Annotated in this window: 22 protein-coding genes; 10 read left to right on the top strand and 12 right to left on the bottom strand. The window is 69.1% G+C overall.

The window, feature by feature from the left end; genetic code table 11:
- Window positions 1–4: 4 nt before the first annotated feature.
- From H5411_RS09605 to H5411_RS09585, 5 genes are read right to left on the bottom strand one after another with little or no spacing between them, the layout of a single operon-like run.
- A complete protein-coding gene (locus tag H5411_RS09605) occupies window positions 5–748 on the bottom strand; it encodes an SDR family NAD(P)-dependent oxidoreductase (RefSeq protein ID WP_183123610.1) in 744 nt (247 codons plus the stop codon).
- Window positions 745–1248 (bottom strand): aromatic-ring-hydroxylating dioxygenase subunit beta, encoded by a 504-nt coding sequence (locus H5411_RS09600; RefSeq protein ID WP_101437222.1) that lies wholly within the window; start codon window positions 1246–1248, stop codon window positions 745–747. Before H5411_RS09600 ends, H5411_RS09605 begins: the two co-directional genes overlap by 4 nt.
- A complete protein-coding gene (locus tag H5411_RS09595) occupies window positions 1241–2512 on the bottom strand; it encodes an aromatic ring-hydroxylating oxygenase subunit alpha (protein ID WP_183123609.1) in 1272 nt (423 codons plus the stop codon). Before H5411_RS09595 ends, H5411_RS09600 begins: the two co-directional genes overlap by 8 nt.
- A 12-nt stretch (window positions 2513–2524) precedes the next feature.
- A complete protein-coding gene (locus tag H5411_RS09590; protein WP_037715910.1) occupies window positions 2525–2905 on the bottom strand; it encodes a hypothetical protein in 381 nt (126 codons plus the stop codon).
- Between the two features lie 32 nt (window positions 2906–2937).
- On the bottom strand, window positions 2938–4059 hold the full coding sequence (locus tag H5411_RS09585) for an acyl-CoA dehydrogenase family protein (protein WP_101437224.1): 1122 nt from the start codon (window positions 4057–4059) through the stop codon (window positions 2938–2940).
- Window positions 4060–4194: 135 nt separating this feature from the next.
- Here H5411_RS09585 and H5411_RS09580 point away from each other — a divergent pair, with 135 nt between their 5' ends.
- The 4 genes from H5411_RS09580 to H5411_RS09565 all read left to right on the top strand — a co-directional run bounded on the left by H5411_RS09580 (window position 4195) and on the right by H5411_RS09565 (window position 7733).
- Window positions 4195–5652, top strand: a complete 1458-nt coding sequence (locus H5411_RS09580; RefSeq protein ID WP_183123608.1) for a PAS domain-containing sensor histidine kinase — start codon at window positions 4195–4197, stop codon at window positions 5650–5652.
- Window positions 5653–5748: 96 nt separating this feature from the next.
- Entirely contained in the window at window positions 5749–6255 is a 507-nt protein-coding gene (locus H5411_RS09575) for a flavin reductase (RefSeq protein WP_101437226.1), read from the top strand.
- An 18-nt stretch (window positions 6256–6273) separates the two neighbouring features.
- A complete protein-coding gene (locus H5411_RS09570; RefSeq protein ID WP_101440991.1) occupies window positions 6274–6522 on the top strand; it encodes a hypothetical protein in 249 nt (82 codons plus the stop codon).
- On the top strand, window positions 6519–7733 hold the full coding sequence (locus tag H5411_RS09565; RefSeq protein WP_183123607.1) for an amidase: 1215 nt from the start codon (window positions 6519–6521) through the stop codon (window positions 7731–7733). The genes H5411_RS09570 and H5411_RS09565 overlap by 4 nt, the downstream gene beginning before the upstream one ends.
- On the opposite strand, the gene H5411_RS09560 is transcribed toward H5411_RS09565, so the two are convergent.
- Window positions 7723–8337 carry a response regulator transcription factor gene (locus H5411_RS09560; RefSeq protein ID WP_009084166.1) on the bottom strand — a complete coding sequence of 205 codons (615 nt, stop codon included), beginning with the start codon at window positions 8335–8337 and terminating at the stop codon, window positions 7723–7725. The two genes, H5411_RS09565 and H5411_RS09560, sit on opposite strands and share 11 nt — an antisense overlap.
- Window positions 8334–8951 carry a nuclear transport factor 2 family protein gene (locus H5411_RS09555; RefSeq protein WP_220816732.1) on the bottom strand — a complete coding sequence of 206 codons (618 nt, stop codon included), beginning with the start codon at window positions 8949–8951 and terminating at the stop codon, window positions 8334–8336. Before H5411_RS09555 ends, H5411_RS09560 begins: the two co-directional genes overlap by 4 nt.
- A 442-nt stretch (window positions 8952–9393) precedes the next feature.
- On the opposite strand from H5411_RS09555, the gene H5411_RS09550 reads away from it, so the two are divergent.
- Complete coding sequence (locus H5411_RS09550) at window positions 9394–9939, top strand: TetR/AcrR family transcriptional regulator (RefSeq protein ID WP_183123606.1); 546 nt, start codon at window positions 9394–9396, stop codon at window positions 9937–9939.
- 676 nt (window positions 9940–10615) lie between these two features.
- Here H5411_RS09550 and H5411_RS09545 read toward each other — a convergent pair.
- A complete protein-coding gene (locus H5411_RS09545) occupies window positions 10616–10828 on the bottom strand; it encodes a hypothetical protein (RefSeq protein ID WP_037354589.1) in 213 nt (70 codons plus the stop codon).
- 329 nt (window positions 10829–11157) lie between these two features.
- Between H5411_RS09545 and H5411_RS09540 the strand changes: the two genes are divergently transcribed.
- Window positions 11158–11712, top strand: coding sequence for a hypothetical protein (locus H5411_RS09540; RefSeq protein WP_101437229.1), 555 nt, complete (start codon window positions 11158–11160; stop codon window positions 11710–11712).
- A 20-nt stretch (window positions 11713–11732) separates the two neighbouring features.
- Here H5411_RS09540 and H5411_RS09535 read toward each other — a convergent pair whose 3' ends face one another.
- A complete protein-coding gene (locus H5411_RS09535) occupies window positions 11733–12557 on the bottom strand; it encodes an acyl-CoA thioesterase (RefSeq protein WP_101437230.1) in 825 nt (274 codons plus the stop codon).
- 21 nt (window positions 12558–12578) lie between these two features.
- Window positions 12579–13307 (bottom strand): alpha/beta fold hydrolase, encoded by a 729-nt coding sequence (locus H5411_RS09530; protein WP_183123605.1) that lies wholly within the window; start codon window positions 13305–13307, stop codon window positions 12579–12581.
- A gap of 47 nt (window positions 13308–13354) precedes the next feature.
- Here H5411_RS09530 and H5411_RS09525 point away from each other — a divergent pair, with 47 nt between their 5' ends.
- A complete protein-coding gene (locus H5411_RS09525) occupies window positions 13355–14626 on the top strand; it encodes a cytochrome P450 (RefSeq protein WP_183123604.1) in 1272 nt (423 codons plus the stop codon).
- A gap of 5 nt (window positions 14627–14631) precedes the next feature.
- Here H5411_RS09525 and H5411_RS09520 read toward each other — a convergent pair whose 3' ends face one another.
- Together H5411_RS09520 and H5411_RS09515 are read right to left on the bottom strand one after the other, a co-directional pair.
- Window positions 14632–15390, bottom strand: coding sequence for a maleylpyruvate isomerase family mycothiol-dependent enzyme (locus H5411_RS09520; RefSeq protein WP_183123603.1), 759 nt, complete (start codon window positions 15388–15390; stop codon window positions 14632–14634).
- Window positions 15391–15482: 92 nt separating this feature from the next.
- Window positions 15483–16481 (bottom strand): small ribosomal subunit Rsm22 family protein, encoded by a 999-nt coding sequence (locus tag H5411_RS09515; protein ID WP_183123602.1) that lies wholly within the window; start codon window positions 16479–16481, stop codon window positions 15483–15485.
- A 135-nt stretch (window positions 16482–16616) separates the two neighbouring features.
- Here H5411_RS09515 and H5411_RS09510 point away from each other — a divergent pair, with 135 nt between their 5' ends.
- Genes H5411_RS09510 through H5411_RS09500 form a run of 3 tightly spaced genes read left to right on the top strand, consistent with a single transcriptional unit; the run spans window position 16617 to window position 18730 of the window.
- Window positions 16617–17042: a YciI family protein gene (locus tag H5411_RS09510; RefSeq protein ID WP_101437235.1), complete on the top strand. Its 426-nt coding sequence runs from the start codon at window positions 16617–16619 to the stop codon at window positions 17040–17042.
- The gene (locus tag H5411_RS09505) at window positions 17042–17398 is read left to right on the top strand and encodes a YciI family protein (protein ID WP_101437236.1); all 357 of its coding nucleotides are present in this window, start codon (window positions 17042–17044) and stop codon (window positions 17396–17398) included. The genes H5411_RS09510 and H5411_RS09505 overlap by 1 nt, the downstream gene beginning before the upstream one ends.
- Window positions 17399–17452: 54 nt before the next feature.
- Complete coding sequence (locus tag H5411_RS09500; RefSeq protein WP_101437237.1) at window positions 17453–18730, top strand: RNA polymerase sigma factor; 1278 nt, start codon at window positions 17453–17455, stop codon at window positions 18728–18730.
- Window positions 18731–18893: the final 163 nt, after the last annotated feature.

Raw genomic sequence — 18893 nt, 5'->3', positions numbered from 1 at the left:
CGGTTCAGCGCAGGTAAAGTCCGCCGTTGGCGTCCCAGCAGGCCCCGGTGACCGAGGCCGCGCCGGGCGAGGCGAGCAGCGACACCATCCGTGCGATGAACGCCGGGTCGCCGAGCCGTCCGACGGGGATGTTCTTCGTGAAGGCTTCGAGGTTGTCCTCGCCGACGATCGACCGCACCATCGGGCTGTCCTGCGGGCCGGGCGATACGGCGTTCACGGTGACCCCGCGCGGCGCGAGTTCCCGCGCGAACACCTTCGTCGCGGACATGATCGCGCCCTTGGACGACGCGTAGTGCCCGCCGGTCGCCGTGCCGCCGTTCTGCCCGGCCAGCGACGCCATGTTCACGATCCGCCCGTAACCCCGCTCGGCGAAGTACGCGCCGAAGATCTGGCAGGCGGTGAACGTGCCGGTGAAGTTGACCGCGAGGACCGCGTCGAGGTCTTCCGGCGTGATCTCCATCAGCGGCCGCGCCTGCGTGCGGGCCGCGTTGTTGACCAGCACCTGGACGCTGCCGAAATCGCGGACAACGTCGTCCTTCAGCTGCGCGAGCGCCGCTCGATCCCGCACGTCGACCGGGTATCCGTGGCAGTTGCCAAGGCTTGCGGCCAGTTTTTCGGCCGCTTCGCCGTCGACGTCCGCGATCGCGACGCGGTACCCCTCGGCGTGCAGCTGTCGGACGATCGCTTCCCCGAGACCGTTCGCGCCGCCGGTGACCACGGCGACGTGCGGCTCCGCTGGCGCGCTCACAGCAGGAATCCCGCGGCCGGAACGGCGTCGTCGCTGTTGACCAGCCGGACGACCTTCAATGCGATCCGGTCGCCTTCGGGACCTTCCGGCGAGAACCGGATGCGGTGCACCAGATCCGCCGCCCACAGGTCGTGGTTGCCGCGCTTGTAGGCGACCAGGATCTGTGCCGAACGCAGCACGACTTCTTCGTCGGTAACGGATTCCGGCACGAACCGCGACACCGTGCGCACGGTGCGAGCCGAATCGACGGCGGCGAGCGCGTAGCCCTCGGTCATCCGCGCGACGCGCATCTGCCGCATCCGCGCGTCGTCGTAGACCATGTTCAGCGAGCCGGCGAAATCGTCGGTTTCCCGGTCGATCGGGATGACGTAAATGCCGTCCTCGGTGAACAGCTTTTCCCACGCGTGGTACTCGGGGCGGTCCAGAAGTTCCGCCTCGCGGTTGACGAGGTCGACGGCGCGCGCGACCCGGGTGTCGGTGGTGGGGATGGTTTCAGTCATCGCCCATCATCTCCTTCCACTGGGCGTACGCGGCGCGCATGCCGGTTTCGTCGGTGACGTGCGAGGTCGGCCAGCCTTCGGGGCTCGCCTTTTCCCGCGCCAGACCGCGGTTGACCAGAATCGGCAGGTCCGGGCCGCCGTGCGCACCGCGCTGCACGCGGTCCCAGCCCTCGGCGTCGTCGGGCGTGCCGAAGCCGAACGGGCCCTGGAAGTGTTCGTGGATGCGCATTCGTTCGCGGTTCACCACGTCCAGCTCCGGCGGTCCGTCGGGGCCGATCGCGACGTGTTCGATCAAGGTTTCGTTGACCGAAATCGGCCGCAGCACCCGGAAAAACGCGGCGGACATCGAAACGTTCGGGAACAGGTTGAGGTTGAACCCGGTGCCGTGCATGGCCCGGACGACCTTGCGCACCTGCGCCTCGTCCAGCGTCTTCGAAAGCTCCGCCACGACGTGGTCGAACCGGGCCTGCAGCGGTTCGGTGCCGTCGTCGACGTCCAGATCGGAGTGCTCCGGCACCATCTGCATGACGCTGTGGCCGTTGCCGAGCGCGTGCGTGATCGCCGACGGATCGGTCATGAACGACATCATGTCGGCGGTTTCCGCGTCCACCGAAGCCATCCACGACCGGTGCACGATCGGGAAGTGGTAACCGTCGGTGGTGTTCTCCAGCTGGATCTTCCAGTTGCCGCGGAATGTGAACTGGTGCTTGCCCAGGACCTTGATCGGGTAGCCGCCGCCCTGCTTCATGAAACGGTCGATCCACAGTTTCGCGTCACCGAGGAAGTCCTCAAGCGATTCGCCGTCCTCGGCGAAGGTCGCGAAAATCATGCCGCCGTACGACTCGGTGCGGAGTTTCTTCAGCGACAGCTCGCCTTTTTCCAACACGCTTTCGTAGCCGTCCGGGTAGGGGATGCCGCGAAGCTTGCCGTCGAGGCCGTAACTCCAGGCGTGGTACGGGCAGGTGAAGCCGTTGGCCTTGCCGCTCGGCTTCTCGCACAGGCTCGCGCCGCGGTGGCGGCAGCGGTTGAGCATCGTGTGCAGCGTGCCCTTGCGGTCCCGTGTCACGATTACCGGCTGGCGGCCGACATAGGTGGACTTGAAGTTCCCCGGCTGGGCCAATTCGCTTTCGTGCGCGACCCACACCCACGAACGCTCGAAAATCTGCGTCATCTCGCGTTCGAAGATTTCCGGGTCGGTGTAAAGCCGGGCGGCGACGCGGTCGCTTTCGGCGAAATCGGCGGGAACGCTGGCGTTCTCAGTCATCAGGTCTCCGGTTCAGTCGGGCAGTTCGACGTCTTCGCGGACGGTCAGCGGACGGCCGATCCGGGCTTCGATCTTGGCGAACCGCCACAGCTTGACGCCATTGCTGCCGACCTCCGTGGTGCGCAGCAGGTTGCACCCGGCCTTGACGGTTTCCTGGCTGTCGGCGTCGGCGAGGATGTAACAGGTCCACGGCCAGCCGTCGGACGGGCCGACCATGTGCGCGTCATCGTCGATATCGCCGATGAAAGTGATGCCCGGCAACGCTTTCAGCTGGTCCATCATGGACACGAAGGCCTGCCAGACGTCGCCGATGGTGATGCCGTCGGCGGGCAGGTCGAAGAAGTTCTGGTTGATGCCGATGCAGAAAAGCACCCGCAGGGGCTGCGTGCTCACAGTCGGAGACTCCTCGTCGTGGTGGTGGCTGGTCAGCGGAATCCGGGGCTGGTCGGCGGCTGTCCCATGAGGACCGCACCGGCGGCGTCGTGGATGGCCGGGCCCAGGAACGCATGCTGCTTGGGTACCAGTGCGTCGCCCTGAAGTCCACGCAGCGGATGGGTCGAGTAGATCGGCGCGGTGCCGGAAATCTCGACGAGCTTCGACACGACCTCGGACGCAGTCTTCGCGAGGTGCGCGGACGAAAGCCGCAACTGGGCGTTCTGCTCGTCGGTGGCTTCGTCGCCGGAAACGACGGTGTCCCAGACCTCGTGGCTGACCTCGTAGAACCAGGCGCGAGCGGACCGCAGCGCGGCCTCGGCGTCGGCGTACCCGGTGCGGTAATAGCCGCGGTCGGCGAGCTTCGGCGCACCGGTGACACCGGTGTAGCCAGCGCCGACCTCGCGGGCGTGGTCGAGAGCGGCGCGCGCGACGCCCGCGCCGACGATGGCGAGAACCTGTGCGGCATAAGCGATGGTGGGGTAGCGGTAGAGCGGTTCGTCCACCGTGGGCGCGCCGCCGCGGATGAACGTCCACTCGCGCGGGACCTCGACGTCGCGCACGACCAGGTCGAACGAACCGGTGCCGCGCATGCCGACGACGTCCCAGTCCTGGACGATTTCGACCTGCTCGGGCCGCAGCAGCGCGGTGCGCGGTTTCCCGCCGGTCGATTCGTCTCCGGGGATGCCGACGCCGAGGATGTCCGCGCCCATGCAGCCGCTGGCGAACTTCCACCGGCCGTCCACGCGGAAGCCGGTTTCGGTCGCCGGGGCGGGCTGGACCGGGAAGAGACCGCCGGCGAACGCGACGTCCGGACCGTCCTTGTACAGCTCGGCCTGCGTGTCCAGCGGGAGCGCGGCGAGGTAGATCAGCGACGAGCCGAAGCTGGCGACCCAGCCGGTCGAACCGTCCACTGTGGAAATCCGCTCGATCAGGCGGAGGAATTCGGCGGGCGGAAGCGGATTGCCGCCGAACTTCGCCGGAGTGCTGGCCCGGTAGACGCCGAGCTGCTTGAGCCGGTCGACGAAGTCGCGCGGAACGTAGCGTTGCTGCTGGAACTCGTCCTTGCGCTGGGCGAGCTCGGCGAGCACCTCCTCCATGGTGACTTCGCTCATCGCTGCTCCTCAGAATGCCGGTGCGGTCGCTCCGACGGTACGAACCCCGCCGCCGCGCGGGAATTGGTAGTGCCTGAGCGGGCGTAGGGGATTTCTTCAGTGCGAGCCGCCAGCCAGGGGCTTTACGCTGAGCCGATGGAGGCAGACCCGCGCGCGCCCGAGCTGACGACGCACGATTTCGTCGCGATGCTCAACGCGAGCCGCACGTGCGTGCTCGTGCACGACGGCGCGACGAAGAACATCCTGTGGGCCAATCCGGCTGCCTGCGAGATGCTCGAGTGGAGCGTCACCGAGCTGCGGCCGTTGAAGGCGAACCACATGAGCAGCTCCGCGCAGCAGTACGACCGGGTGATCGGGCGGGCGTGGCTGCAGGAGGCGGTCGACAAGGGCGTCAGCCGGATCGAATGGCACTACCGCACGAAATCCGGCCGGGTCATTCCGACGGACGCGGTGGCGACCCGGGTCGAGCTGGCCCAGGGCCCGGCGGTGATGGTGCAGTTCCGCGATATCGAACGCGAGCAGGAAATCGAGCGTGAGCTGCGGCTGACCACGTCCTGGGTCGACGCACTGGCCCGGCAGACGTCGGCGGTCGCGTTGATGCTCGACGGTTCGGGCGAGCTGCGGTTCGCCACGGACTCCGCGGTCGCGCTGTTCGGCGCGACGCCGGACGAGCCGCTCGGCCGCCTGACCGACTACGCCGGTCTGCGCCTCGAAGACCGTCCGGCCACCTGGGAGGAGGTCCGCGAACGAGCGACGCCTGCCACCCAGGTGCGACTGGAAATCCAGGGTCGCGTGTGGCTGGAAGGCAGCGTCGAACGGCTTCGAGAGCCTGGTGGAGACGCGTTTCTGCTGCTGCTCCACGACGTGTCTGAACGCGTGCGCGGCGAGGTCAGGCGCGAGCGGGAGCTGCACCGGGAGAACTACCTGGCCCGCTACACCGCGATGGGCGACATGGCGATGGCGATCGCGCACGAGCTGAGCCAGCCGCTCGCCGCGGCAGGCAACTTCCTGGCCGGTGTCCGGTCGCGGACGCTCGATGCCGCGCCGGTCGTGTACGGCATCGACAGCGCCGTCCGGCAGATCGAACGGGCGAGCCAGATCGTGGCGTCCGTGCGGGCGTTCGTGGGGCATCTGGAGCACGTGGAGCAGGTCGCCGACCTCAACGAGATCGTCGAGGAATGCCTGTATTTCGTGCGGTTGCGAGCCGAACCGGCCGCGATCGAGGTGACGTTCGACCGGTCCGCGGACGCGGTGCCGGTGCACTGCGAACGCGTGCTGACCGGCCAGGTCGTGCTGAACCTGTGCTTCAACGCGATCGAGGAAATGGCGCAGTGTCCGCCGCAGCGGCGCAGCCTCGTGCTCACCACGCGCCGCGACGGCGACACCGGCGTGGTCACCGTGGACGATCGCGGCCGCGGCTTCCCGCGCAACCCGTTCGACGAGTCGTTCACCGCGAAGGAGCGCGGCAGCGGCATCGGACTGGCACTGAGCCACCGCATCATCACCCGCCAGCACGGGACGATCTGGGCCGAACACCGCGCCGGCGGCGGTTCGCGCTTCGGCTTCGCACTGCCCGCGACCGGCCCGGGTTAGGAATTCTTCAGCTGTGCCGGGGAAGTTCTCGATATCGCGCGAGCGGTGCGGCTTTGTACGGTCGGGACAGCCCCGGCCCCAGTACTAGGAGGCACCGTGTCCGAGCTGACCCGGACCCAGCGCGAATTCCGCACCGCGATGGCCAACCTCTCCGCGGCCGTCAACGTCGTGACCACCGCAGGCCCGCACGGCCTCGCCGGGATGACGGTGAGCGCCGCCTGCTCGGTCACCGACAGCCCGCCGACCGTGCTCGTGTGCGTCAACCGGTCGAGCCGGTCGCACGCGATCCTGGTCGGCAACGGCCGGGTCTGCGTCAACGTCCTCGGCCCCGGCCAGGAGGACCTGGCCATGCACTTTGCCGGCGCGACGAAGGTGCCGACCGCCGAACGGTTCGATCAGGACTGCTGGGACCTCGACAGCGAGGACGCCCCGGTCCTGCGCGGCGCGGCCGCGTCGCTGGTCGGCCGGATCGTCGCCGAACAGGAACACGGGTCGCATTCGGTGCTGTTCGTGGAGATCGAGAAGGTGCTGACCGCGCCGGACACCGGTGCTTTGGTGTACTTCCAGCGCCGTTTCCACCGGCTTACCGCACTCAGCGCCTGAGGAGAACCCGTGGAACGGATGACCCTGACCTGCTACAACGACACGCACGGCTACGGCTGGCGGCACGTCGACCTCTTCGTGCACGACGAGCACGGCCGCGAGCTGGACTGGGTGCACTGGCAGGCCCCGGCCGACGGGCCGGACGCCGCCGACGAGGCCACCGCCCGCGTCGAGCCGCTGCTGCGCCGGACGTCCGAGTGGCGGCACGCGGTCAGCGCCAGCGGCATGGACTACTGGACCGCCGACGCCGCCTGGACCCAGCCGTGACCGGTCCGTGGTCGCTGCGCGCCCTGGTCGCCGATCTCGCCGCCGGCCGGACAACGCCGGAAGCCGCCGTGGCGGAGGCCCGCTCGCGAATCGCTGCGGCTTCTTTCAACGCTTGGGTTTCGTCTGCTTACGTGCCTGCCTCGGCAGGTCCGATCGGCGGGGTTCCCTTGGGCGTCAAGGACATCATCGACTTGGCCGGACTTCCGACCCGCTGCGGTTCGGTGTTGCGTGCGGACGCTCCACCGGCCACTGTGGACGCTTCGATCGTCCGCGAATGGCGGCGGGCCGGTGCGGTGCCGATCGGCAAGACGGTCACCACGGAATTCGCCTTCTTCGCGCCCGGCCCCACGGATAACCCCGCTGCGCCTGGCCACACGCCCGGTGGCTCCTCCAGCGGTTCCGCCGCTGCCGTTGCCGCTGGACACGTCCCGTTGGCGCTCGGGTCCCAAACCGCAGGTTCGGTCACGCGACCGGCCGCGTTCTGCGGAGTCGCCTCGCTGGTCATGAGCCGGGGCCGGTTCCCGGTCGACGGTGTCACCGGCCTGAGCCCGAGCCTGGACAGCCACGGCATGTTCACCGCGACGGTTTCCGATCTGGCCTTGGCCTGGTCCGCGCTGTCCGGGGAGCCGGAGGTGGAGGCTTCGGTACAGCGATTGCTGGTGTGGTCCTCGCCGGATGTGAGTCCAGCTATGGAGAAGGCGCTTCGTACCGCGGTTTCTCAGCTGCGAGCCGCCGGTGCCGTGGTCGACGAATTCCCGGATCCGGCAGTGGTTGCTGCTTTGACTGCCGCGCATCCCGTGGTGATGGCCTACGAAGCGGCGCGGGAACGTTCCGTTGAGCTTGCTTCCGCGGACCGGCTCAGCGACCCGCTGGCGCAACTGCTGCGTACCGGCGCGGAGATGCCGCGCGCGGAATACGAGGCCGCACTGGACGTCGTCGCTTCCGGTGCTTCGCGACTCGCCGAGATCGTGACCGGCTATGACGCCGTCCTCACCCCAGCCGCGCTTGGTTCGGCCCCTTCCGGCCTGGCCGCGACCGGAGACCCGGTGCTCAGCCGCCCGTGGCAGGCGCTGGGCCTGCCGGTCATCGCCGTGCCTGGACTGCGCGACGCGGCGGGATTGCCGCTGGGATTGCAGCTGGTCGGCAGTGCCTCCGGTGAAGCTGCCCTGCTGGGCACCGGCCGCTGGGTGGAGACCGCGCTCAAACGGTGACGCGATGGGTGAGGATGTCGCGGACGAGCGTCCCCAGGCTGTCCGCCGACGTCTTCGCCTTGATCCGCGCCCGGTGCACGTCGACGGTTTTGACGCTGGTGCCGAGCCGGTGCGCGATCGCCTGGCTGGGCATCCCGTCGACCACCAGCCGCAGCACCTCACGCTCGCGCTGGGTCAGCGTGTCGAGCCGAGCCCGGACCGCCTGCCGTTCCGCATGCTCCGCGAACCGTCGGCGGGCCTCGATGAGCTGCGTCTGGACCACCTCGACCATGCGCTGGGCCTGGTAAGGCTTCTCCAGGAAATCGACCGCCCCCGCGGTGAGCGCACGGACCGACATTGGAATGTCGCCATGCGCGGAACAGAAAATGAGCGGAGCCGGACAGTCGATTTCGGCGAGCTTTTCCTGCAGCTGAAAACCGCTGATCGCGGGCATGCGCACGTCGACGATCACGACCGCGGGTTCGGCCGGATCGAACTCGTCGAGGAACGTCTGGGCGTCCGGGTACGTCAACGCCTGCACGCCGACGCTCTCCAGCAGGAACACCAGGGACTGCCGGAGGTCCTCGTCGTCGTCCACCACGTGCACGACCGGGTCGTCGCTCATGGCTTCATCAGCACCGAGGCCGAGGGATAGTCGCTGGCCCAGCCTTCTGGCAGCGGGGCGATGAAGACGTTTTCGGTGCGAGTGCGGGTGATCCGCCAGGTGTCGTCTACGCGGCGGAACGCGTTGTTCAACCGGCTGGACCGCAGGAGCGCTTTCCCGTCCGAGAACAGCCACGGTTGCATGTGGATCCATTGCCCGGTGGCCTCGTCACCGTCGACGTGAATCTGCTCGGAGGTGAGGTAATGCGCGTTGAGCAGAAGCGCGGGGTCCTTTTTCTCGCCCCAGAACCGCTGAAAATGCGCCCGGATAGCGGCGGCGCCTTCCGCCCGCCCGAACTGCCCGTCGTAGTACTCGCCGACGCCCTCCCAGACCGCGTCGTCGGTGTAGAGCTCCATGATGAGGTCGATCCGCTCGTCGTCGCCCGCGACACCGAACTCCGGGCACGGCGTATCGCAGAGGAACATGTAGCGTGCCTGCACCCGGCGGATCTCCGCCTCGGCCTCGAGCACCCGGACCCGCCGAACCAGCCCCGCGACGGTCTCCTCCAGCGCGGCCACCCGCCGGTCCTGGCTGTCGTCGGCCGGGTCGGACGGTGCGCGGTGCTCGAGAGACATCGTTTTCCTCACCAGAGAAGTCGGGACGAGTGCCGGGTAGGCCTTTCGGTGCGGTTTTCGGCTCGTTGACAGGGTAACCGGACCGCTCCGGGCATGGGCAGCTTGTGACCAGCCTCTGCTGGGGCTGGAAGGGTTGTCAATCGAATCGGCGAGTTATGCGTGGCGTGTTTCAACCCGGTGGTGGCGGTTATCAATGGCCGGGGTTGCTTGCCGGACAACGCGTTGGGGCGCTGGTTGTGCCGGGAGCGGCGTTGGGGTGGTCGGCGTGGGCACGGCCGGGGACGCCGCTCTCCTCGCTTGGTCATGGAGGGGCAGTGGCGCTGCTGTGCCCCGGGCTTGCCTGGGTCACTGGCGGGCGTGCCGGGCCGCAGATTATGCAGCTCTCGCCCGGTTCGCGATACCGTTGCGGTATGCGCGTTTCCACAGGTACCGGTAGGCGGCGATGAGCGCGGCTCAGCGGGCGGACGCCCGGGAGAACCGGGAGCGGATCGTCGAGATCGCCCGCGAGGCGATCGCCGGTTCCGGGGAGTTGCGGCTGAACGCGGTGGCCAAGTCGGCGGGGGTCGGGCAGGGAACGCTCTACCGGCACTTCCCGACGCGCGAGGACCTGCTTGCCGAGGTGTACCGGCAGGAGGTGGAGGACCTGGTCGCGCTGGCCCCGGAACTGCTGGCCGCCCACGATCCGGTCGAGGCGCTGTCCCGCTGGTTCGACCGGATCGCCGAATACGCGCGAGTCAAGCGCGGCGTCTTCGCGGCACTGGAAACCGCGGTGTGGAAAGGCCTGTCCGAAGAAAGCCACGGCCCGCTCGGCGACGCCATCACCCTCCTGCTCGACGCCGGAAAGGCTGAAGGAACGATCCGCGGTGACATCGACGCGCGCGACTTCTTCATCTTGTCGGGGTACCTGACCCGCCTGGAGGAGGACGAGTGGGATTCCCGCGCTCGGCACCTCCTGGACGTCCTGCTGCGAGGAGTCCTTTCCCGCTGACCAGGCCCGGTTTTGTCGCATTGAGCGGATGGCCCCGGTCGACGCTCTTCTTCCTGCCTAACTGAAGGACCGGCGCGGACGAGCTTTGCTTACGAGGCAACGGATTCCCCACCCGTGGCTGGCGACGATCGCGACATGGTTACTGGGCTGCGCCAGCGTGTGCAGCAGTCAGCACACAGCGATGCACCGCGCTGATGCAGTTAGGCGTTGCGCAGGGCGGATGCGATGGCGGCTGCGCGGTGCAGTGCGGTTGTTCGACCGGCAGACGCGGTGTGGTCCGGCCGTCACACCAATGTGGACTGGTAACTTCGGCGCCGAAGAGCCGAAGACCGCGATACGGCATGCGTGCTGGAGCGGAGAAGTCTTACCACCGCGACGCGATCACGCGAAGCGCTCGGGTACCGCGACTGTGATGAATGTGGGCCGTGAGCAGGCGAGCTCGACATGACGAGTCCGCTCAGCGGAACGTCGCACCGGACTGACGACCATCGTCGGGCAGCCGTGGCGTGGTGGGCGCAGGGCGGCAAGCCTGCTGAAAAGACAAGGAATTCAGCGCGAGATCCGACCGAAGGCCGAAGCGCCGGGTGCGGTGTCCATATAGGACGGGCCGCTCGCGGGTGCGCGGCCGGCCCGGTCCCCCAGATTTCCCCAGTGGTGGTGCTGTCGATGTGGCGGCTCAGGAGGCGACGGCCAGGCGGACCCGGCGGTCGCGGGCGTACGAGACCAGCTCGCGGACCTCGTCGGTGGTGATGATGCGGACGGCGTCTTCCAGGATCTCGGCCGTGGCCACCTGCAGCGGCCAGGAACGCAGGCCAGGAGCGGGTTCGTGCCAGAACCACTGGCCCTGGGCGAGATCTTCGGCGGCGACGGTGGGTTCGTCGGTGTTCATGCCTGCAGCCTAACTGGCACCACCGACAGAAAATCGCTCTACCGGACATCCCGGGAAGGCCCCTCCGGAAGCGGAAGAAATGAACGCGGGTTCGGGGAAAGTTCCTGCTGGTCATGAGGATGCGAGCGGACTGACGGGTGGCGTGGGTCACGCGGTCTTCCCCGGTTGACCGGAGGTTCGGAGGCCGGGTGCGAAAGTAGAGGGGCCGGTGATCTGGTCCCGCCGATCGGCGGGTTCCGGCGGATTTTGCACGGCCGGGCGGCCTGCCCTAGGCTTCGCCGGTCACCGCGCACACACCGGGGGTTTCCGGGACGAGAGGAACGGTGCGAATGGCTTTGCGCGACCCCGAGGCGTACCGCGATATCGATCTGCCGACGATTCTCCGGATGGAGCGTCGGCTTCCCCTGTACGGCTGGCCGCACCTGCCGCTGGGGCTGCTGGTCTGCGTGGCCGCGATCCTCGCCGCCTACCGGGTGCCGGTTTCGTATCACCTGACGACCGCGCTGGTCGCGGGCGGCGGCGTGGTCGGCGGTTTTTCCGGTTACGGCTGCGGGCTGGTCATGGTCAGCACGCCGGATCTGGTCCAGACCGGCTACCTGAACTGGCGGCGCACCCGGGCGCTGCGGGCGTTGCTCATCGTGCTGGGCGGGTTGTCCGCGGCCTCGATGGTGGTCGTGGTCGCATGCCACATTTCGTTGCTGGCCGGTGCTTCCGACCAGCACCCGTTCCGGCTTTCGGTGCAGGCCGGGTTGTATCTGGTGCTCGTGGTCGCCAACACCGTTCTCGCCGGGCTCGAGGCGTGGCAGCTGTCGAAGGTGCTGCGCGAGCCGGTTGCCAAGACTGCCGCGGAGCCGGTCGGGCCGGTGCGCGTCCGGCTCGGCTGAACTGTCTACATCGGACTGAGTCAGCGCCTGCGCAGCAGTACTTCTTGCGTCACTGAGGCGACGAGCCGCCCGTCGGTGGTGAAGAATTCGCCGTGGGTCAACCCCCGAGTGCTCGCGTAGCTGGGGCTTTCCATGTCGAAAAGCAGCCATTCGTCCGCGCGGAACGGACGGTGGAACCACACCGCGTGGTCCAGCGACGTCAGCTGCGGCTCGCCCGGGTCGTCGCGGTGGGGCAGCAGGGCAGTGCCCGCCAGCCGGATGTCGGAGATGTAAGTGAGCGCGCAGACGTGCGCCAGCGGGGCGTCCGGCAATGCGTCCTTCGCCCGCACCCAGATCTGCTGACGCGGACCGCGGCCGGTGTCGGGCAGGCCGGTTTCCGGGTTGCTGACGAAGCGGACTTCGATGGCGGACAGAACGATCGGCGAGCGGTCCTGCTCGACGACGCCCGCTTCGTCCGGGGCCGGGACGTCCGGCATCCGCGCCTGGTGCGCACTGCTTTCCGCCTCGGTCTGGAACGACGCGGACAGGCTGAAAATGCTCTCGCCGTTCTGGATCGCGACGACCCGGCGCGTGGTGAACGAACCGCCGTCGCGGGTGCGTTCGACCTCGTAGATGATCGGCATGTCGGTGCGGCCGCCCCGGATGAAATAGCCGTGCAGCGAGTGCACGCGCCGCGCGGCGGGCACGGTCGCGCCGGCCGCGGTGAGCGCCTGCGCCGCGACCTGACCGCCGAACGCCCGCTGCGGCGAACCCTGGTGGCACCAGCCGCGGAACAGGTTCAGCTCGAGCGGTTCGAGCTTCAGGAGCTGGTCTAGCCCGGTCCGGGTCGGATCGATCGTCGTCACCCGGTCAGTCTAAGCGCTTGCTCAGTCGGCCCGCGGGGTGAGCAGTGCCGCTACCGCGGCCGAGTCCTCAACGTGCGCGTTGTGCCCGAGCCCGGCCAGGACCACTGCCTCGGGAACGAGAGAGCGCAGCTGCTCGGGACGGCACATCGGGTCGTTTTCGCCGGTGGCGAGCACCACAGGGCAGCGCGCGGCGGCCAGCAGGCCCGGCATGTCCGGACGGCCGACGCCGAAGGTGGGCGGGTCCAGGGCCAGCCGCCAGCCGCCCGCGGTTTCGGTCACACCGTCCGGGTCGGCCGGAGCCAGACCGGTCAGCCCGGCGACCCTCAGATAGGCGGTCTCGGCCTCCTCTCGGGTATCGAACAGTCGCGGCGGACGGGCTGCCATCGCGGCGGCCCGGGCCAGGTCGTCATCGCTCCACTCCACCTTGATGCCCACCGCCAGCACGCTCCTGACGTCGAGCCCGTAGCGGCCGCTCGCCAGCTCCAGCGCGACGACACCGCCGAGCGAATGGCCGAGCACGGCGACCGGACCGGGCTCGTCCAGCGCATCGGCGACCGCGGCCGCGAGCGCCTCGAACGTGTACTCGGGCAGCCGCGGCGAGCCGCCGTGCCCGGGCAGGTCCGGCGCGAGCAGCCGCCGGTCGAGCTGGCCGGCGAGGCCGTCCCAGACCGCGCCAGTCGCGCCGAGCCCGTGCAGGAGCAGGACCGGTGGTTCGCCTTGTCCGGTGACGCGCAGCTTCAGCTTTTCCACCGGACGGATCTTTCCGCAGGCGGCGGTCTCGGGGCTAGGGTCGGACCGTGTCGAGTGCTGTCATCGCCGACCCGGACACCTACGTCACGGGCGTGCCTTACGACCTGCTCGCCCGTCTGCGCCGGGAAACGCCGGTGACGCGGATCGGCGACTTCTGGGCGGTGCTGCGCCATTCCGACGTGCGGCACGTGCTCCGCACCCCGGCGGTGTTCTCGTCGCAGCTCGGCGGCACACAGATCCGCGACCCGGCCACCGCCGAGGACTTGCGATACGTGCGCCGGATGATGCTCAACATGGACCCGCCCGAGCACGGCAGGCTGCGCGGGCTGCTCACCAAGGCGTTCACCCCGCGTGCGGTCGGCCGGATCGCCGAACGGATCGAAGGCTGGGCACGGGATCTCGTCGCGGCGGTGGCCGACCGCGGCGAATGCGATTTCGCCAAGGACATCGCCGCCGACCTGCCGTTGCTCACGCTCGCCGAGGTGTTCGGCGTGCCCGAGCAGGACCGCAGGCTGATGTTCGACTGGAGCAACCGCGTGATCGGCTTCCAGGACGCCGAATACGCGGTGAGCGCGACAGTCAGAGCCGACGACGTCACCGACCTCGCCCGTGCCGCGCTCGCCGTGCGCCCGGAACCCGGACCGGACGGGCAGATGCCAGATCCGCGCAGCCGCGCCGGAATGCCGGATCTCTACGCCTACGCGCACGCGCTCGGCGAGCACAAACGCGCGCACCCCGGCGACGACGTGATGAGCAACCTGATGCGGTACGTGGACGACGACGGCGGTCGCGTGTCGATCGAGGAGTTCGAGAACCTTTTCTGGTTGTTTTCCGTAGCTGGCAACGAAACTCTGCGCAACGGCATCCCCGGCGGCATGGCCGCGTTGCTCGCGCATCCCGAGCAGTACCGCAAGCTGCTCGACGACCGGAGCCTCCTTCCCGGTGCGGTCGAAGAAATGCTGCGCTGGCACACGCCGGTGATGCACTTTCGCCGCACCGCGACACAGGACACCCGGCTGTCCGATGTGGACATCAAGGCCGGGGACAAGGTCGTGGTGTGGTTTTCCTCGGCCAATCGCGACGAGACGGTCTTTCCCGACCCGGACGTGTTCGACGTGACGCGCGCGCCGAGCGAACACCTGACGTTCGGCCACGGCCCGCATTTCTGCCTCGGTTCGCACCTCGCGCGGATACAGATGCGGGCGTTGTTCGCGGCGGTGTTCGACCAGCTCGGCGAGGTCCGTCTCGCGGGCGAACCCCGCCGGCTGCGGTCGAACTTCCAGAACGGGATCAAGAGCCTCCCGATCCGCTGGGACTGACCGGCTCAGCCGAAGCTGACGAGCGAGAGCCAGCGGTCCAGGTACTCCGTGTCGCCGGTGCGGTGCGCGATCTCTGAAGGCAGCCTGCCGTAGACCATCAGCAGCAGGTCGCGCAGCGGTGCGGCTACGGTGACCGCCGCGTTTGACGGCGGACCCGGATGCCAGGCCAGCTGGTCGCCGGTGAGGTCGACTGTCCAGGACGCCGCGTGGTCGATCGGCGCGAGGTGGATCGTGCGGTCCGGGCCGAGCAGTTCGCGCCGTTCGGGGACTTGCTCCAGCAGTTGCGGCAGCGAGCCTAGTTCCAGCCATTCCTCCAGCGCGTCGTGCGCGACTTCCGGCGAGACGGTGAACTTCCAGCCCGCGGCCAGTGTCGCGTCGGCGCGGTGGATCAGCGTCTCGTTCATGAACCGGCGCGCGTAGAACGCCGCTCGTTGCGGCCCGTTCGGCACCGGCGTGAACACTTCGGCCTCTGGACCCGCTTCGCGCAGCGTCGCCACCAACGCCTTCGCGCCGTCTACAAGCCACGACTCCGGGCGCGGGGTGCCCACCGGATTCCGGAGTTCGTCCTCCCGCGGCCAACGGTCGGCCCGCGTGCGCACGATTTCCTCCGCCCACCGATGCCCGGTCCCGACGTGATCGAGCAGCTGCCCGAGGTTCCACTCCGGGCAGGCCGCGACCCGCACCGTCCGGTCCGCGCCCTCGACGGCCGCGGCGAGCTGTTCTGTCTGCCGCAGGATCTCGGCGCAGCGCTCGTGGAAGTCCATGGGGTGTCCTCTCCGGTTCAACTCCGCTGGCACCAGGAAGTCGGAGCCGACGCGGCCGTCCAGACACCGCTGCCGGAGGAACTGTCCCCGGGTTACTCCACGCTCCAGGCGTCTCCCCAGTCCGCGTCGCGGGCGGCGCGGTACCGCACGCCATGCCGCTTCGACACGACTGTCCCGGGCGCGAGTCCGTCGACCGCGCAGAGGTCGAGTTGCACGAACCCCTTGTGCTTGCGCGGATGCCGGATGATCCGGGCCGACGGACGGTCGACCGGTGCCGACGTGGCCGCCACGTACGAGAACTTCTCGTCCTCGAATCCCAGGGTGCCGGACTTGATCCGCCGGTGCACCCCGCTTCGGGGCAGCCGGGCGGAGAAGTGGCACCAGTCCTCTCCCGGTTTGATCGGGCAGACGTCGTCGTGCGGGCACGGCGCCACCAGGCTGAGGCCCATCCCGCGCAGCACCTCGCGAGCCTCGCGGATCCGCGCGAATCCCGCTGGCGTTCCGGGCTCGATGAGCACGACGGCACCGGACTTGGCGGCGAGCCACTGGACGACGTCGGCGCGGCCGCGTTCGGGGAGCTCGCCCAGGACGTACGACAGGGTGACCAGGTCGGCCTCCGGCGCCGCGGATGCGGAATCGACCAGCCCGCGCTGCCAGACCGCGGTGCGGACGGCCGGCTCGTCGGCGTTCGCCGCCAGCTTGCGGCCCAGCGCCAGCGCGGCCGCGACCTGCTCCAAGACAGTGCACTTCTCCAGCGACGGCCATACGTCGGCCGCGGCCCACACTGCCGCTCCGGTGCCGCCGCCGATGTCGACGTGCGTCTTCGGGGCGAATCCGGGCGCGGCGGCAGCCACCTCGCCCAGCACCGCGCTGACTGCCGCGTACGTGGCAGGCATCCGGTATCCGGCGTACGCGACGACATCCAGCTCCGAAGAGAGGATCGGCGACGTCGCCGAGTCACCTTGTCGATAACGCTTGCTGAGCCGCTCCACGGCCTGCGCGAGCCGGGATTCGGGGTACCGGGCCAGCTCGTCGTCGAGCGCGGCGCGGAGAGCTTCGGGGAGTACTGCCACGGACAACGATTCTCCCATGCCCGTTTTGGCTCCCGAAGCTCGCCTGACCTGCTAATTTCGCGACCAGAAAAAAAGTTCGAGGACCTTGTCGATCCGGCTGCGGCCCGTTCGACGCAGGGGTGAAAGCAAGCCGAGAGCGAAGGGGACCCGAAGATGCGATTCATGGTGATCATGAAGGCCAGCGAAGAGAGCGAAGCCGGCCAGCTGCCCAGCACCGAGCTGCTCGCCGAGATGGGCAAGTTCAACGAGGAACTCGTGCGGGCCGGCGTGATGCTCGCGGGCGAGGGGCTGGCGCCCAGCTCCGAGGGCGCCCGGGTGAAGTTCTCCGGAGACGGCGAGCCCAGCGTGGTCGACGGTCCGTTCGCCGAGACCAAGGAGCTGATCGCCGGCTTCTGGATCCTCCAGGTCCGTTCGCTCGAGGAAGCCGTGGAGTGGATCAAGCGCGTGCCCAACACCGACGGCGCGCACCACGAGATCGAGATCCGGCGGATCTTCGAGGCCGACGACTTCGGCGACAACCTCACTCCGGAACTGCGGGACGCCGAGGAGAAGCTGCGCGAGCAGGCCGCGCGGAACTGATGCGGTTCATGGTGCTGGTGAAAGCCAGCAAGGAATCGGAAGCGGGCGCCGCGCCGAGCGCCGAGTTGATCGAGCAGATGGGCCGGTTCAACGAGGAACTCGCCGCGTCCGGTCATCTCGTGCAGGCCGCCGGGCTGACGCCCAGCGCGGAAGGCGCCCGGTTGCTGTGGTTCGACGGCGAGACGGAGCCGAGCGTGGTCGACGGCCCGTTCGCCGAGACCAAGGAACTCGTCGCCGGCGTGTGGATCCTGGAGGGCGAGTCGCTCGCCGAAATCGTCGAGCTGATGAAGCGGGCGCCCAATCCGGACCGGCGTGCGGGCACCGTCGAGATCCGTCCGATGGCGGGCGAGCTCTGACGCCGCGCCCGCCCGAGGGTTGCCTCGGGCGGGCCGGGCCGGTCTGATGGGCCGGTGGACACGCGAAATGCGGTAGAGGCCGTTTGGCGGATCGAGTCGGCGCGGGTGATCGCTGGTCTCGCGCGGATGACCCGCGACGTGGGCCTCGCCGAGGAGCTGGCGCAGGACGCGCTCGTCGCCGCGCTCGAACAGTGGCCGGAGACCGGGGTGCCGCGCAACCCGGGCGCCTGGCTGATGACGATCGCGAAGCGGCGGGCCATCGACCTGTTCCGGCGCAACGAAACCCTCGGCCGCAAGCTGGACGAGATCGGCCGGGAAGCCGAACAGCTCGGCGAGGGCGTGCTGCCCGACTTCGACGCGGTGCTCGACGACGAGCAGATCGAGGACGACCTGCTGCGGCTGGTGTTCACCGCGTGCCACCCGGTGCTGTCCACCCAGGCGCGGGTGGCGCTCACGCTGCGCATGCTCGGCGGGCTCAGCACCGACGAGATCGCTCGCGCGTTCCTGGTGAAGGAATCGACCGTCGCGCAACGCATTGTGCGGGCGAAGAAGACGCTCGCCGAGGCCAAGGTGCCGTTCGAGACGCCGGTCGGCGACGAGCGCGTCGCACGGGTGCCCGCCGTACTCGAAGTGATCTACCTGATCTTCAACGAGGGCTACTCCGCGACGCGCGGCGACGACTGGATGCGGCCCGCGCTGTGCGAGGACGCGTTGCGGCTCGGCCGGGTGCTGGCCGGCCTGATGCCCGGCGAACCGGAGGTGCACGGCCTGGTGGCGCTGATGGAGATCCAGGCGTCGCGCTCGGCGGCGCGCACCGGCCCGAACGGCGAACCGGTGCTCCTGATGGACCAGGACCGCAGCCGCTGGGACCGCCTGCTGATCCAGCGCGGCCTCACCGCCCTGGCCCGGTCCGAACGGCTCGCGGACGGCACGTACGGGCCGTATTCCGCGCAGGCCGCGATCGCCGCCTGCCACGCCGTGGCGGTCACTCCCGACGAGACCGACTGGGCGCGGATCGCGGCGCTGTACGCGGGCCTGGCGCAGCTCACGCCGTCTCCGGTGATCGAGCTGAACCGGGCCGTCGCGGTCTCGATGGCCGAGGGGCCGGAAGCCGGGCTGGCGCTGGTGGACAAACTGCTGGCTGAGCCCGCGCTGAAGAACTACCACTTGCTGCCGAGCGTGCGCGGCGACTTTCTGTACAAACTGGGCCGCCGGGACGAGGCGCGCGCCGAATTCGAGCGCGCGGCGAAGATGACCGGCAACGAGCGGGAGCGCGCGCTGCTTCTGGAGCGGGCCGAGTCGTGCAGCAGGCTGGAAGCGGGAACGAGGTAGCTGGGCACCATGCGGTGCGGGAGTGATCGTCATGCCGGCAACGGTCCGCCACCAGCCCGACAGTTCCTGGCCGCACTCCCCGCCATCCCCAGGGTTGTCCACAAGTCGACCCGCCTGTGGACAACTTGTTTCCGCTGGTAGCGACGGCAGAAAAAGGGCGCCC

Origin of the sequence: Amycolatopsis echigonensis (assembly GCF_014174495.1) — a bacterium.
Classification (GTDB): Bacteria; Actinomycetota; Actinomycetes; order Mycobacteriales; family Pseudonocardiaceae; genus Amycolatopsis; species Amycolatopsis echigonensis.
The sequence above is the reverse complement of the archived record's forward strand: the minus strand, read 5'-3'. Positions and strand labels throughout refer to the sequence as shown.